The following is a 14473-nucleotide window of genomic DNA, read 5'->3' on the forward strand; positions in this document are numbered from 1 at the left end:
ATTGCTGGCGAGCCTTAGCTCTGCCCGAGTCCCTTCTTGAGATCTGCTTCGTACTCTTCGAGGTACTTGACGAAATCATCGCCGAAGAGAGGATCGATCTGCATGAAGTTGGTTTCCATGTAGCTGGTGAAGTCCTTGCTTTCGCTGTACTTCTTTGCGGCATCGATCCAGTATTCGCGGGCTTCGTCGCTGATTCCACCCGGAGCGATGAGACCGCGGAACTGGGAAAAGGTCACGTTAATTCCTTCTTCCACGGTGGTGGGGATGTCCTTGAGCGCATCGTAGTGGTAGCGCTCATCGGAGATCACGCACAGGGGAACCAGATCGCCGGCTTCCAGCTGGCCCATTACTTCGCTGGGGTTACCCAGGGCGACATCAACGTGGCCACCGAGCAGCGCCGTCACGGCTTCACCGCCAGATTCGTAAGGCACGCGCTGGAATTGCACGCCCTGATCCTTTTCGATGAGGCCGAATTGGATAGCGTCGTTACCGGTCACGCCACCGGAGATGGAAACCTTGACTGACCCGGCCTTCGCCGCATCCACCACGGCGCGGCAGGAATTGTAGGAGGAACCCTTCTTGACGACCATAATCGTCGAGTCCTGACCCACCTTCATAATCGGGGTGAAGCTGCGCCAGGTGAAGGGCACGTTTTCGGTAAGAGGAAGGTTAATGAGGGCAGTTTCGGTGGCAAGGAGCTTGGAGGTGTCGCCTTCTTCGCCCAGGAATGCGGCGTAGCCGACGGCGCCGCCGGCCCCCTGACGATTCTCCACCGAAATGGACTTGCCCGTGACGTTCTCCAGGCCGGAAGCAATGGCACGGCCGGACATATCCGAACCGCCACCGGGGGCCATGGGCACCACCATAGTAATGCGGGCACCGGGATCGAAATCGCTTCCTCCCGCAGAGGAGCCACCGTCCTTATCCTGACAGCCGGACAGGGCGAGGAGCGCGCAGCTAACAGCGGCGATACCGCTCATGAGTCGTGAGATTTTCATTGTTATTCCTTTGAGTTGATCGTCGTTGATCCGGATTGGGGGATGTCACCGCTGGGCGTGAGACCCGGCGGTGGTGTGGTTGTCGTGTCGAGAGCGCGGGTTCCGCGCGCGGCCGAGCCGGCGTGCTCCCCCACGGCAGCGGGTTGCGCGAGGTCCACGGACGGTGCGGGTTCCTCCGCGGAAGTTACCTCCGCGGGGGCCTGGGCCGCCGCTGACTTGCGGCTGGATTTACGTGAGAAACGCTTGAGGAGGCCGGGAACCACCATGATGGCCAGGGTGATGCCGAGGATGGTCAAGGCCAGGGGTTGGCGGAATACGATGGTGAGATCTCCCTGGCTGAAAGCGGAGGTCTGCACCAGGTAGCGTTCCACCATGGGCCCGAGCACCATGCCCAGGATGAGCGGCGCCGTCGGATAGTTGTATTTCTTGATGAAGAACCCGGCCAAGCCCGCAACGAACAGAACCGTGAGCGCGAAAACGCCGTTTTCCACCGCGAAGGCCCCGAACATCGAGAAGAAGATGATGAGCGGGTAGAGGTAGGAGTAGGGCAGGCGCAGGACCTGGGCGAAAACTGGAGCCATGGGCAAGTTGAGGATAAGCAGGATGACGTTTCCAATGAAGAAGGAGGTCAGCAAGCCCCATACCAGCGTGGGTTGGTTCTCAAAGAGGAGGGGCCCAGGCTGGATCCCATACATGACAAAGGCGCCGAGGAGGACTGCCGTCGTCGTACCACCGGGAACACCCAGCGCGAGGGTCGGAACGAAATTCGCATTGGCCGCGGCGTTATTCGCCGATTCGGATGCTGCCACGCCTTCAATGGCGCCCTTACCGAAGTTGCGGGAGTTCTTGGAGACCTGCTTTTCCGCGCCGTAGGCGACCAGGGAAGCGAGGGTGGATCCGGCTCCAGGCAGGCAGCCGAGCACGAAACCGAGCCCGGTACCGCGGGTAATAGCAGGGAAAGCCTGCTTAATATCGGAGGGTTTGATGACCATGTCACGCATGCGGGCGCGAATGGGTTTCGCGGTGCCCGCGCCGATCTGGGAAACAACCTCTCCGATGGCGAAGACTCCGATCATTACGACGACGAAATCAATACCACCCAGCAAACTCACGCTTCCAAAGGTGAAGCGCGAAGCCGCGAAGGCCGAGGACATTCCCACAGTGGAGAGCACCAGGCCGATGCCGGCCATCATGAGTCCCTTGGCGAGGTTATCGCCGGAGAAGGAGATGATGGTGAGCAGACCCATGATCATAATGGCGAGCATTTCAGCCGGGCCGAAACGCAGTGCGAATTGCGCGATAGGGGCTGCTACCAGGCAGAGCAGAATAAGGGAAACAATGGCTGCGAAGAAGGAGCCGATGGCCGCAATCGCGAGCGCTTTACCCGCTTTCCCTTTTCGGGCTAAAGAGTAGCCGTCTATCACTGTTGCGACGGCGCTGGCATCCCCCGGGGTGGCGATGAGAACCGCGGCAATCGTGCCACCGTACTGGCACCCGTAGTAAATTCCCGCGAGCATAATAAGCGCGGTAACCGGCTCCATCGTGAGGGTGAGGGGAAGCAGAATTGCCACGCCCGTGGTGGCCCCCAGGCCGGGGAGCATCCCGATAACGGTACCGAGGAGTACCCCGATAAAACACCAGAGCAGATTGTCCGGGGTGAGGGATGTTTGGAAACCGAGCAGAAGATTCTCAATCATGATGTTTTCCTTCCTCCCTTACACCAGGTCGAGCATTCCGGTGGGAAGCGGCACTTGGAGCAGTACCGAGAAGACCACGTAGCCGAAGAGGAAGGTGAGAATAGCGGCGAGGAGCCCCTTCCACCATGTACGCCGTTCCACGAAAACAACGAGGACAAAGACCATGAGCGTGACGGACAGCAGCAGGCCGATGACCCGGGTGAGGATAATCGCGCCGAGCATCGCGAGGAAAACGTAGACCACCGCGAGTTGGCGCTGGCGTTCGGTGCGCTCACCTTCCGCGGGCGTATCTTCGGCCGCGTACTGCTCCATGAGCTGGACGGATTCATCGTCTTCGGGGCTGGTGGCCGGTGCCGGCTTGGTAATGCTGGAGCGAATAAGATCCCAGATCGAAGCAAGCACAATAACGCAACCGGCGATGAAGGGCATGAGCCCGGCGCCAACTTCGCCATTATCTTGTGACAGTCCGTAATTCCATCCCGCCACGATGACGTAGATGCCGATACCTAAAATAACGAGGCGGAAAACCAGGGCGCCGATATCGCGGTTCCCGCCCGGGCGTTGAGCTTGTATCGGCGCGCTTGTGGTGGCACCCGTGGTGTTCTGAGAAACCGTGCCGGGTGGGTGCATCCCAGGGTCTCCATCGGTCTTCACCGTTGTACTCCTCATCGAGCAACCTTTCCTTCTGGTAGTGCACTTCTGTGGTAGGGATGACGTTTCGGCTTTGAAACCGACATCAACAGTGACGTGCGCTACTAAGTTTCCAATATCCTATATCGTATAGGATTCTGTGACAAGGGCCGCGCGGTACCCTGAGGTGCCGAAGGTACACAGGAGTGAAGCTTTCTAGGCTGCGGGCACCGATGCCAAAGGAGGAGCAATGGGGCAGATTCTCATCACGGTCGGGATTGTTATCTACCTGGGCGTGGCGGTGCTCTGGGCTGTTAACCTGATCCGCGGATTGGGCCGCACGGCGCAGGATCCCCATTCGCGGCTGGATCGGAGCGCGCGGCGAACCACCTACCTCGCTTTAGCTACCTGCTGGGCCTGGCCGGTGTGGATTTTTATCAGCCTCGCGATTGCGGCGCGGCGGATTCGCCGGGCCGGCCGTGGTGGCTAGATAAGCGAGGTGCCGATGGGCGCGGCGTCGTCGCCCAACTATCTCAACCGCACGTGCCGCGGCGAACGCGAACCGCGCCACGCAAGGTATTTATTCCGCGTCGGAAATCGAGCGGCGCAGCACCCCGTTGAGGTGGGCTTCCATCGCGGCTAGCGCATCCTCGCGCGTGCCCGAAGCAAAAGCCTCCAAAATCGCGTGGTGCTCCGCGGTGGCCTGGGCTCCGTCAGAGCTCCCCTCCCCCACCGTTTGGCGGATGCGATGGGCCTGGAAAGCGAGGTTATCCACCGCCGATTCCAGATAAGAATTATTGGCGTAGCGAATGATAACGCGGTGGAAGTTCCAATCGGCGTCGAAATAGTGGCGGATATGGGCGAGGTCAAGATGCCCTTTTTCATGCTCAAGATTCTGCCACGCCACTTCGTGTTCGGCGTGGGCCTGGCGCAATTCCGGAAGGAGTTGCTTGGCGTGCGGATACGCCCAGTCCACCGCCTGGAGTTCCAGAAGCTTACGAACATCAATAAGTTTGCGAATTTGCTCGGTAGAGATAGGAGGCGCCACCCGGTAGCCGCGCCGAGCCAGGCGCTCCACCAAGCCAGTATGCTCCATTTCCACCATGGCTTCGCGTACCGGGGTGGGAGATACGTCAAGATCGCGGGCCAGGCCGTCAATACTTAAGGATTCTTCCGGCTGGAACACACCGCCCAGCAACATATCGAGAATGGTGGAATACACCTCGTCGCGTAAAGCAGAACGACGACGCTTAAGCAGAGAACCGGTGACGGCCACGGCGACTCCTCGGAATCCAATGAACACACTCTTCGCCCGCCGTTCCGCGGCGTCGGCACGCGGCATTTCGCGTCACAGAGGCGGGGGTATGGGCATAGTATACCGAGGGCGCCGGGCTGGCTCCGGGACTTGAGTCAAGGTCACTACGCGCGGGAACGACGGCGCGGCTACCGCGCCAGCAGCTTCAGGGACTGCCCCCGTTAACGCCCCTCCCTCGCCTCCGCAATCCGGTTGCACAGCGCGGCCACGGCGTCCTCATCATTGGAGCCGATCTCATAGGCGGAAATGTCCTTGACGGCCGCCACCGAATTGGACGGGCAGATCGCCACGCCCACTTCGCGCAGCCAGGGCAGGTCATTGGCGGAATCGCCGATGCCGGCGGTGCGCGCCACCGGAACGCCGAGCCCCGCGAGGATGGTGCGCAGCGCCACCCATTTATCGGTGGCCGGGCTGGTCACTTCGATGGTGCCGTCATAGGAGCGCGCCGCATTGGGGAATTCGGCCGCGAGGTCGGCACGGATCCGTTCGTATTCGGTGTCGTTGGCGAAGAGCGCGGCCTTGAGGCGGTCCTCGCGCGGCAGCGCCTCCAGGTCCGCCACGATGGGCTGCTCGCCTTCGTTGCGCTGCGCCAGCACCCGCACCGCTTCGCCGTCTTCCTTCGCGAAAAGATGGTCGCGCCCGAAAATGACCAGCTGGAGGTCGTGCGTGCGGCAAAAGTCGAGGATGCGTGCGTAGAGCGCGTCGTCCATAGGTTCGTACGACGCCGCGCCCGCCGCGCCATGCGCGTATTCCCGCACGGACGCCACCGCCATCGCGCCGCTCGCCGCGATGAGCGGGCCGTCGATATTGGCCCGCTCGTAAATCCCGACGGTAGCCGGGTACACCCGGCCGGTCGCCACAATAATCGCGACGCCGGTGGCGTGCAGCCGAGCCAGCGCCGCAATCGTGGCATCGGAAACGTGTTTGTCATTGCGCGCCAGGGTGCCGTCCAAATCGAGGGCCAGCGCGTCAATGGTGAGAAGGTCTGCGGGAAGCTCAGCTTCCAGGTCCACATGAATAGCCATATCTCCACGGTACGCTACTCACGCGCGCTCCGGGAGGGGAGCTTGGCCCACCGCACTCCGAGCGGCTGGCCTGCCCGAACACACCCGCGACCCGCGCGGGCCACACCCCGCACCCGGCGCAGCTACCGGTGGCTAATCGTTTCCTTCCCGTCCTTCCCGTGGATTTCCACCAGCTGCGCGGTGGCCGACTGACCATCCGCAGCAATCTCCGTAATATCAATCGTCAAGGCCAGCTCCCCCCAGGCCGGATCCGGGCTGGCCGGTTTGGGGGTCTCACCCGGCCGGGTCACGATTTTCGGATCCACGGTTTCCAAGCCCAGCTCCTGCGGCGAATAGCTTTCCAGGCCGGCAATGGTCACCCGGACTCCCCCGCATTGGGGCGGGTAGCTCTCCAGGAACACTTCGCACATGGTGGCCACGCCACCCGACATAATGACCCCGCCGCGTACCTTCACTTCTCCGGTGCCGTGCGCGATAGCCGCGGCTGGCCCCGACTCGGTATCCCCGGGCCCGCCAGGAAGGGGCGTGGCCGATGGCGGCGTCGTCGTATCACCACTGCATCCACCCAGGCCCGCCACGCCGCAGAACGCGGCCACCGCTCCCGCGGCTAAGGCCATTAGTTTCGTGCTCCGCATATCCTGCCTTTCGTCTCTGGGTCCGCGCCGAACGCGCCCGCGCCCCGGTAAACACTGTTCTCCGTAAACACCGTTTTTCCGTGAGCGCCGTTCACCGCGCCCGCGCGAATCTACCCGCGTTACTGATAGCTCACGAAGGCCGGCATCGGCTCCACCTGGGTGTAGGTTTCCTCCGGCGTGAGCATCGGTTTGTCCTCATCGTAGAAGTTCTTCCAGCCCCATGCCACACCGGCGGGCGCGTGGGCGTGCAGGGTGCGCCAGGTGTCCTGCTTGGCGGCCTGGCTGCCCTGGCCGTCGGCGTGAATAACCAGCGCAACTTCGGCACGCGACCGGTCAAGCTGGTCCACGTCGCGCAGCATCTGCACCTGGAACTGGTGCAGGATCACCGCTTTCTGCGGCAGCTGATTCTCGCGCACAAAATCGGCGAGCCACCGCACCGTCTCGTTGACCTCGGCTATCTCCACGTGGCCGATGCGCTCCAGCGGAAAATCCTCCGGGCCCAGGCGCCATTCCGGGTCCAGCGCGATGCCCACATTCGGGTAGCGCAGCAGCTTCTCATAGCGTTTGACCTGCTCAGGGAAGCTGGAGCGCCCGGGCTGGAAATCGAGCACCACGTACTGGCCGTGGCGCGCGGCCGTCTCAATATAGGGCACGAAAATATCCGGATCCCATTCGTGGGAATAATTGCCATCGTCGCCGGGCTGCCCGGCCGCCACCGTCACGATGAGCTCCATCGCGGGGATCACCGTGTCCTCCGTGAGCGCGCGGTACGGCTGGGCATGCGCATCGGCGCGCGCCGCGGTTTCCTCCACACCCTGCTCGCCGAGCACCCCGAGCGCGGCCGTGACCGGCGAACCGTACAGCGCCACATACCGCTTGCCCTCCAGCACCAACTGCCCACCGCCGGGTAGTTCCGTGCCGGTGCGCACCGCGGCCAACTGCCAGCTGAGATTTGGAAGATCGACGCCGAAGCTGGCCACCGCCGCCGCACTTCCCGCGAGCGCCTGGATAGTTGCACTGCTTGCGCGCGGATCAGGATCTGATTCGACGACGGCGCCACCTGCCGCGCGCACCGTGGCCAGGGTGGCGGGATTCGCGCCATCAGTAATGACGGGGAATGGCGCGGTGGTGGTAGCCGGCAGGTAGTGGATATCGGCGGGCGTGGGGTAGGTCGAGCCGGTCTGAGTGGGCTGGTCAGTGCCGGCCGGCTGCGCGGCGCTTCCGGATTGCGCGGATTCCTGGCCCTGCGCGGGAGGGTACTCTTCGGCTTCGCCGCTCAACCAGGTCGGCTTCGCGGTTCCCACCAGGAGGGTATGCTGCACGCCGAGCCGCTCAAATTCGGCGGCAAGGGCACCCTCGGCAGCCGGGGCTTCGGGCTGCTGATCCGCTTCGGGCGCACCCTGCGCTTCGAGCGCCGCCTGCCCTTCCGCATTCTCCACCAGGAAAACCGGTACGGCCAGCGATTCGGCAAGCTCGCCGGCCTGCTCCACGGAGCCCGGGCCGCTCAGCACCGCGACGTGGGCGCTGGCAAAAAGCGCGGCGGAGGCGGCGATGGCACCTTCCGCGTCCGTGGCGGGGAGCACCAGGTCCGCTTGCGGGGCGCGATGCACGGCAATGGGGCCGCGCTCGGCGGCGCTCGGCGTGCCGCTACATGAACTGAGGCTGAGAGCGAGCACAAGAGCCAGCACGGTGAGCAGGCCGAACGAGGCCAGGTGCGGGCGGTGGGCGGTGCGCGAACATGTGAATGGCGTGGTGGCGGTGCTGGGTCGGCGATGACGATGCGGCACAAAACTTCCTTCCTTTGGCGCCTTTCCAGGGTAGCGATAATGCGCCGCCCGCGCATCCCCGCCTACCCCGAAAGCGGCTCCTCGCCCACCTCCGCTCGGTAGTCGGCGAGGAGCGCTGCCGCGAAGGCGGCGTCGTCGGAATTAATGGAACGGAGCACGCGGGCCGGAACCCCGCCGACGACGCTCCCCGGCGGGACGTCGCGCAGCACCACGGCGCCGGCGCCCACCACGGAATTTTCGCCGATGGTCACGCCGCCGGCGATGGAGGCGCCCATGCCGATCCAGACGTTATTTTCGATGGTGATGGGGCGGCCGTATTCGAGGCGCGTGGCGCGCAGAGCTGGGTCGATGGGATGCGAGGCGCAGGAGATGGTCACGTGCGGGGCGATGAGCACCCCGGCGCCGATGCGCACCGGGCACAGATCCAGAATCACCGCGCCGGTATTAATAAAGGAGCCCTCCCCCAGGCTGATATTCACGCCGTAATCGCAGGTGAACGGGCGGACGATTTGCGCGCCGGCCCCGAAACCGCCGAGGAGTTCGCGCAGGATGTGGACCGCGCGCGGGCTACCCCAGGCGGCGTCGGCGTTGAATTCTTCCAGCAGCGCGATGGCGCGTTCGCGCACCCGCGCCTGGGTGGGGCCCCAGCGGTAGAGCCGGCCTTCCACCATGCGCCGCCATTGCACGTCTGTTTCTTCGCCCGGAAGCGGGCAGCGGGAGCGTTCGGGCAGCTCAGCGACGTGCGGGCGGGCAATATGGCGCGGGTTGCGGGGAGTTTCGGGCATTTTTCTTCCTTAATTTGATGCGCGGTGGTAGCGACGGTGCGCGGTGGCAGCGACGGTCGAAAAGTAGTACGACGACGCCCGTGCGGGGCGAGTAGTGACCTACCCGCCCCGCACGACCCCGGAGGAGTGCAATTCCGGAGATTATTTCTTGCGGTTAGCCACCATATCGAAAGCGACGGCAAGAATAACCACGAGGCCCTTAATGGACTGCTGCCAGGCGGAATCGACGTTGAGAATCGACAGACCCATATTGAGCACGCCCATAATAAAAGCACCGATAATAGCCCCGGAAAGCCGGCCGCGACCACCGGTCACCGCCACCCCGCCGATGAAGGCCGCGGCGATGGCATCCAGTTCGTAGCCGTTTCCGGCCGTGGCCACGGCCGCACCCGCGCGCGACGTCGTCACAATGCCCGCGAGCGCGGACAGCACGCCCATATTGACGAAGACGAGGAAGTCCACCCGCTTGGTATTGACACCGGAGAGCTTCGCGGCTTCCAGGTTGCCGCCCACGGCGTAGACGTGCCGGCCGAAAACGGTGCGGTTCATGACGAAGGCGTAGATCATCACGAGCACGCCGATAATGACGAGCACAATCGGGGTGCCGCCGGCCGAAAGCGAGAGCACGTAGGCCACCGCCATAATGCCGACCGCGAGGATGAGGTTACGGATCCAGAAGCTCGCCGCGGATTCGAGCGGGGCTCCCCCGCGGGCGCGGGCCCGGCGCTTGCGCAGCGCGCTGACCAGCATGCCCGCCACGGCCAGCAGGCCGATAAGGAGGGTAAGCACATCGCAATCACGCAGGAAACTCGGGGTAAAGAAGCCGAGCCAATTCGGTAGCGAGCCGTTCGCGATGGAAACGAAGCCGCCGGGCAGGCCGGAAATGGTGCGTTCCACCAGTACAATGGCCAGGCCGCGGAAGATGAGCATGCCGCCCAGCGTCACGATGAAGGCGGGGATGCCCACATAGGCAACCCAGAAGCCCTGCCAGCAGCCGATAAGCGCGCCGATAAGAAGCCCGGCCACCACCGCGACCGGCCAGGACCAGCCCATGGAATCCATCATGAGTGCCACAACGCCGCCCACGAAAGCCACCACCGAACCGACCGAGAGGTCGATATGCCGGGCAATAATGACGATCGTCATGCCGATGGTCAAAATAAGCACGTAGGCGTTCTGCTGGATCAGGGAAGCCACGTTATTCGGGGCGAGGAGCAGGCCCTTGGTAAGGACCTGGAACAGCAGAATAATAATGACGAGAGCCAGCAAAATGCCGTACTGGCGCAGGTTAATCCCGCCCAGTTTCGCGCTGCCCCGGTTGGCGGTGGCCGGATCCTCGGATTTCTTCGGCGCGCGCACCGCGGGAACAGCGCGTGTCGCGGCGGTTGCGGTTTCGGTGCCGGTTGCGGTTTCGGTGCCGGCGGCCCTTGCGCCGCCCGCACCGGCCGCGCCCGTGGTTACCTCAGGTTTCTCGCTCATGCTACCTGTCCTTCCTTGCGTTCACCGGCCATGTAGCTCATGAGCTTTTCCTGGCTCGCGTCTTCGCGCGCGAAGCAGCCCGTGACTTTTCCGGCGTTGAGTGTGTAAATGCGGTCGCAGATTCCCAGCAATTCGGGAAGCTCGGAGGAAATCACCAGAACACCCTTGCCCTGGTCCGCTAGTTCGTTAATGATTTGGTAGATTTCGTATTTCGCGCCGACGTCGATGCCGCGCGTCGGTTCGTCCAAAATGAGGAGCTCCGGATCGGTGTACATCCACTTGGAGAGCACTACCTTCTGCTGGTTTCCCCCCGAAAGCGAGGAGACCAGCGCCCGGTTCGAGGAGGTTTTAATCCGCATCGACTTCCGGTAGCCATCCACCACCCGGGTTTCTTCGTGCTCGTCGATCACCCCGCCGCGCACGAGTTTGCGCAGCGCAGCGGAGGTGACATTAAGTTGCACATCCTGGATGAGGTTGAGCCCCAGACTCTTGCGATCTTCGGGAACGTAGGCAATACCTGCCTTAATGGCCTTGCCCACCGTGGAAGTATCAACCTCCTGGCCGTGCATGCGCACCGTCCCGGAGATCTTTGTTCCGTAGGAATGCCCGAAGAGGCTCATGGCCAGCTCGGTACGCCCGGCACCCATAAGCCCGGCGATACCCACAATTTCCCCGGCCCGCACGTTAATCGCGGCGTCGTCCACCACTTTCCGCCCGGTATCGAGGGGATGGTAGGCGGTCCAGCCTTCCACCTCCAGGAGCATCTCCCCCGCGTTCGGGGTGTGCTCCGGGTAGCGGTTGGTGAGCTCGCGGCCCACCATATGGCGAATAATTTCCGCTTCGCTAATGGCTCCCTCGCCCTTCATGGGCCAGGTTCCTACCGCGTGACCGTCGCGAATAATGGTGACATTATCGGCGATCTCCGCGATCTCGTTGAGCTTATGGGAAATAATGATCTGGGAAACACCCTGCGCCTGGAGCTGGCGCATGAGGTTGAGTAGGTGTTCAGAATCATCATCATTGAGGGCCGCTGTGGGCTCGTCAAGAATGAGGAGCTTGACGTTCTTGGATAGCGCCTTCGCGATTTCCACCAGCTGCTGTTTGCCCACGCCCAGGTCCACCACTTCCGTGGTGGGGTCGACGTCGAGGCCCACTTTGGCCAGCAGGATCGCCGCGCGATCATTCGTCTTATTCCAGTCGATGGCCCCGAAGCGGGTAATTTCGGAACCGAGGAAAATATTTTCCGCCACCGAGAGGAAGGGCGAAAGCGCCAGCTCCTGGTGGATAATCACGATTCCGGACCGCTCCGAATCCTTAATGGTGGAGAACTTGACCGGTTCGTGATCGTAAATAATCTCGCCTTCGTAGGTACCGTGCGGCCACACGCCGGAGAGCACCTTCATGAGGGTGGATTTCCCGGCGCCGTTCTCCCCGCAAATCGCGTGGATTTCCCCGCGTTTGACATTGAGGGTCACGTCGTCGAGAGCGCGCACGCCGGAAAAGTCCTTGACGATTCCGCGCATCTCCAAAATATTTTCGTCTGAATACATGGCGTCCTCCTACTCGAGGCCGATCTCGGCAGCCGAGTAGTATCCGGAATCCACCAGCTTTTCGCGCGCGTTCTCCGCGTTAATAACCACCGGTTCGAGCAGGTAGGTAGGCACAACCATCATGCCGTTCTCATAGGTTTCGGTGTCATTGACGGTCACCTCTTCGCCCTTGACGATCTGGTCCACCATGAGGGCGGCCTGGTCGGCGAGCTTGCGGGTATCCTTCCACACGGTCATGGACTGGCGGCCCTTGACGATATTCGTAACATTGGCCTGATCCGCGTCCTGCCCGGTGAGGACCGGCCAGGTGTCCTGGGTGTAGCCGTCCGCGTCGAGGGCCTGGGTGATACCCAGAGCCAGCGCATCATTGGGGGCGAGCACCGCATCCACGCGAGTGCCGCCGCGGTAGAAGGAGTTGAGGCGCGTTTCCATTTCCGCCTGCGCGGTGGGAGCCATCCACGCCTGGATACCGATGGACTGCCAATCTGCTACATTCGCGGGGGCCTTACCGGAGGGCACCACCAGCTGGCCCTTATCGAGGTAGGGCTTGAGCTGATCCCAGGCGCCTTCGAAGAAGTAACGCGCGTTATTATCGTCCGGCGAACCGGAGAAAGGCTCGAAATTGAAGGGACCCTTGCCCTGGTCGAGGCCAAGTTCCTTGACGATATATTCGCCCTGCATCTGCCCCACGCGGTAATTATCGAAAGTCACGTAGTAGGAGACCGCGTCGGTATCGCGAATAAGGCGGTCATAGGCAATGATCTTGATACCGGCTTGCTTGGCCTGGGCGAGCACCGGCGCGAGGGCCGAACCGTCAATCGACGCCACAATAATGACCGCCGGGCCTTCGTTAATCATATTTTGGATTTGGGAGATCTGCTGTTCCACCTTGTTATCGGCGTACTGCATCGAGGTTTTATATCCCATATCCTGCAATTGCTTTTGCAGGTAGTCACCGTCACGCGACCAGCGTTCCAGGGACTTGGAGGGCATGGAAATGCCGATGGTGCCACCACCGCTGCGACCGTAGTACTCATCGCTTCGCGTGGCGGAGCACCCGGCTGCGGTGGCGAGCACGAGGAACATCCCCGTGATCATCGCGGCTATTTTCTTCAGGGAAATCTTCACCGGAGCCTCCTTGCTCTGTGTGAGAAGTGTTGGGGAACGACGGCGCAGCTCGCGCTATCGTCAATTCGTACGCGCCTGTATATATGTCCGCGGTGGATTCAGGCGCGGGCGGCGTGCAAGCCCGGCAGGCATGGCACGCCGGAGTAGGCGTGGGCAATCTGCGCGGTGAGCCCGGTATGCGGTGGGGGCGAGCTGCGAATCGCACCTCACCCCCACCAACCGGGGCACAGTGATAGCCGGGAGGTGGGCTTATATGTGGCCGCCCACCTCCCTGCGGTTCTTAGCCAATAAGGTGGCGCATGGCCTGCTGGTAGAGCTCAACGTAGTGGTATTCGCGCGCGGCCAGAGCTGCGACGTCGAACTTCTCCGCCCGTACATCATCCAGGCTCTCACCTTCGGCCACGGTCGGTTCGGCCAGTTCGGGAACCGAGGCAGCTTCCATGATTTCCTGGGTGCGCGGGTCGGCACGGAAGGCCTTCGCCTTCTCCGCGAGCATGAGGTACATTTCCATATTCGCGGCCGCGGATTCCCATACGCCTTCGAGGCCTTCGGTACGCGAGGGCTTGTAATCGAAGTGGATGGGGCCTTCGTAGCGCGGGCCGCCATTGGAGAAGCCGTTGACCAGCAGATCCACCGTGAAGAAGGCGGAGGCCAGATCGCCGTGACCGAAGCACTTGTCCTGGTCGTAGCGGGGGCCGGCCTGGCCGTTGAGGTCGATATGGAAGAGCTTGCCGGCGTTGAGGGCCTGGGCCAGCCCGTGGGTGTAGTTGAGGCCGGCCATCTGCTCGTGCCCGGTTTCCGGGTTGAGGCCGACGATATCGCCATTATCCAGCTCGGCAATAATGCCGAGGGCGTGGCCGATGGTGGGCAGGAAAATATCACCGCGCGGTTCATTCGGCTTGGGCTCCAGGCCGATCTTGAGATCGTAGCCCTTCTCCTTAATGTATCCGGCTACCGTATCCAGGCCTTCCTTGTAACGTTCGAACGCGGCGTTGAGATCCTTGGAGGAATCGTATTCGGTGCCTTCGCGCCCGCCCCACATCACGAAGGTGGTGGCGCCGACTTCCGCGGCCAGATCCACGTTACGCAGGATCTTCTGGAGGCCGAAGCGCCGGATCGAGCGGTCGTTATTGGTGAAGCCGCCGTCCTTGAAGATGGGATGGGAGAAGGTGTTGGTGGTGACCATTTCGATGGTCAGGCCGTTGGCATCGGCTGCTTCCTTGACCTTGCCCACCCGCTCGGCACGCTCAGCATCGCTGGCGTCGAAAGCGAAAACGTCATTGTCATGGAAGGTGATGCCCCAGGCACCCAGCTCGGCGAGCTTTTCCGTGTAGACCCACGGGTCCAGGGCCGGGCGGGAATCCCCACCGAAGGGATCGGTTCCGGTCCACCCCACGGTCCACAGACCGAAGGAGAACTTATCTTCTTTTGTAGGCTTTCTCAT

General features: G+C 62.5%; 13 protein-coding genes. 1 reads left to right on the top strand and 12 read right to left on the bottom strand.

Annotation, left to right across the window (positions count from 1 at the left end; all coding sequences use genetic code 11):
- Positions 1–14: 14 nt before the first annotated feature.
- The 3 genes from ACRQHG_RS06470 to ACRQHG_RS06480 are packed head-to-tail and all read right to left on the bottom strand — an operon-like array spanning position 15 to position 3364.
- A complete protein-coding gene (locus tag ACRQHG_RS06470; RefSeq protein WP_435706354.1) occupies positions 15–998 on the bottom strand; it encodes a tripartite tricarboxylate transporter substrate binding protein in 984 nt (327 codons plus the stop codon).
- A 2-nt stretch (positions 999–1000) separates the two neighbouring features.
- Positions 1001–2695, bottom strand: coding sequence for a tripartite tricarboxylate transporter permease (locus tag ACRQHG_RS06475; RefSeq protein WP_435706353.1), 1695 nt, complete (start codon positions 2693–2695; stop codon positions 1001–1003).
- Between the two features lie 18 nt (positions 2696–2713).
- A complete protein-coding gene (locus ACRQHG_RS06480; protein WP_435713468.1) occupies positions 2714–3364 on the bottom strand; it encodes a tripartite tricarboxylate transporter TctB family protein in 651 nt (216 codons plus the stop codon).
- A gap of 211 nt (positions 3365–3575) precedes the next feature.
- Between ACRQHG_RS06480 and ACRQHG_RS06485 the strand changes: the two genes are divergently transcribed.
- A complete protein-coding gene (locus ACRQHG_RS06485; RefSeq protein ID WP_435706351.1) occupies positions 3576–3815 on the top strand; it encodes a hypothetical protein in 240 nt (79 codons plus the stop codon).
- A gap of 90 nt (positions 3816–3905) precedes the next feature.
- On the opposite strand, the gene ACRQHG_RS06490 is transcribed toward ACRQHG_RS06485, so the two are convergent.
- The 9 genes from ACRQHG_RS06490 to xylA all read right to left on the bottom strand — a co-directional run bounded on the left by ACRQHG_RS06490 (position 3906) and on the right by xylA (position 14473).
- Positions 3906–4601: a GntR family transcriptional regulator gene (locus tag ACRQHG_RS06490; RefSeq protein WP_435706350.1), complete on the bottom strand. Its 696-nt coding sequence runs from the start codon at positions 4599–4601 to the stop codon at positions 3906–3908.
- Positions 4602–4801: 200 nt separating this feature from the next.
- A complete protein-coding gene (locus ACRQHG_RS06495; protein WP_435706349.1) occupies positions 4802–5665 on the bottom strand; it encodes an HAD-IIB family hydrolase in 864 nt (287 codons plus the stop codon).
- 122 nt (positions 5666–5787) lie between these two features.
- Positions 5788–6300, bottom strand: a complete 513-nt coding sequence (locus tag ACRQHG_RS06500) for a hypothetical protein (RefSeq protein ID WP_435713521.1) — start codon at positions 6298–6300, stop codon at positions 5788–5790.
- Positions 6301–6419: 119 nt separating this feature from the next.
- On the bottom strand, positions 6420–8087 hold the full coding sequence (locus tag ACRQHG_RS06505) for a hypothetical protein (protein WP_435713522.1): 1668 nt from the start codon (positions 8085–8087) through the stop codon (positions 6420–6422).
- 62 nt (positions 8088–8149) lie between these two features.
- Positions 8150–8872 (bottom strand): sugar O-acetyltransferase, encoded by a 723-nt coding sequence (locus ACRQHG_RS06510; protein WP_435706346.1) that lies wholly within the window; start codon positions 8870–8872, stop codon positions 8150–8152.
- A gap of 141 nt (positions 8873–9013) precedes the next feature.
- Entirely contained in the window at positions 9014–10351 is a 1338-nt protein-coding gene (mmsB, locus tag ACRQHG_RS06515; RefSeq protein WP_435706345.1) for a multiple monosaccharide ABC transporter permease, read from the bottom strand.
- Positions 10348–11901 (bottom strand): multiple monosaccharide ABC transporter ATP-binding protein, encoded by a 1554-nt coding sequence (mmsA, locus tag ACRQHG_RS06520; protein ID WP_435706344.1) that lies wholly within the window; start codon positions 11899–11901, stop codon positions 10348–10350. Before mmsA ends, mmsB begins: the two co-directional genes overlap by 4 nt.
- Positions 11902–11910: 9 nt before the next feature.
- A complete protein-coding gene (gene chvE / locus ACRQHG_RS06525) occupies positions 11911–13029 on the bottom strand; it encodes a multiple monosaccharide ABC transporter substrate-binding protein (RefSeq protein ID WP_026428741.1) in 1119 nt (372 codons plus the stop codon).
- A gap of 280 nt (positions 13030–13309) precedes the next feature.
- Positions 13310–14473 (bottom strand): xylose isomerase, encoded by a 1164-nt coding sequence (xylA, locus tag ACRQHG_RS06530; protein WP_016442287.1) that lies wholly within the window; start codon positions 14471–14473, stop codon positions 13310–13312.

Origin of the sequence: Actinotignum vesiculae (assembly GCF_051267215.1) — a bacterium.
Lineage (GTDB): Bacteria > Actinomycetota > Actinomycetes > Actinomycetales > Actinomycetaceae > Actinotignum > Actinotignum schaalii.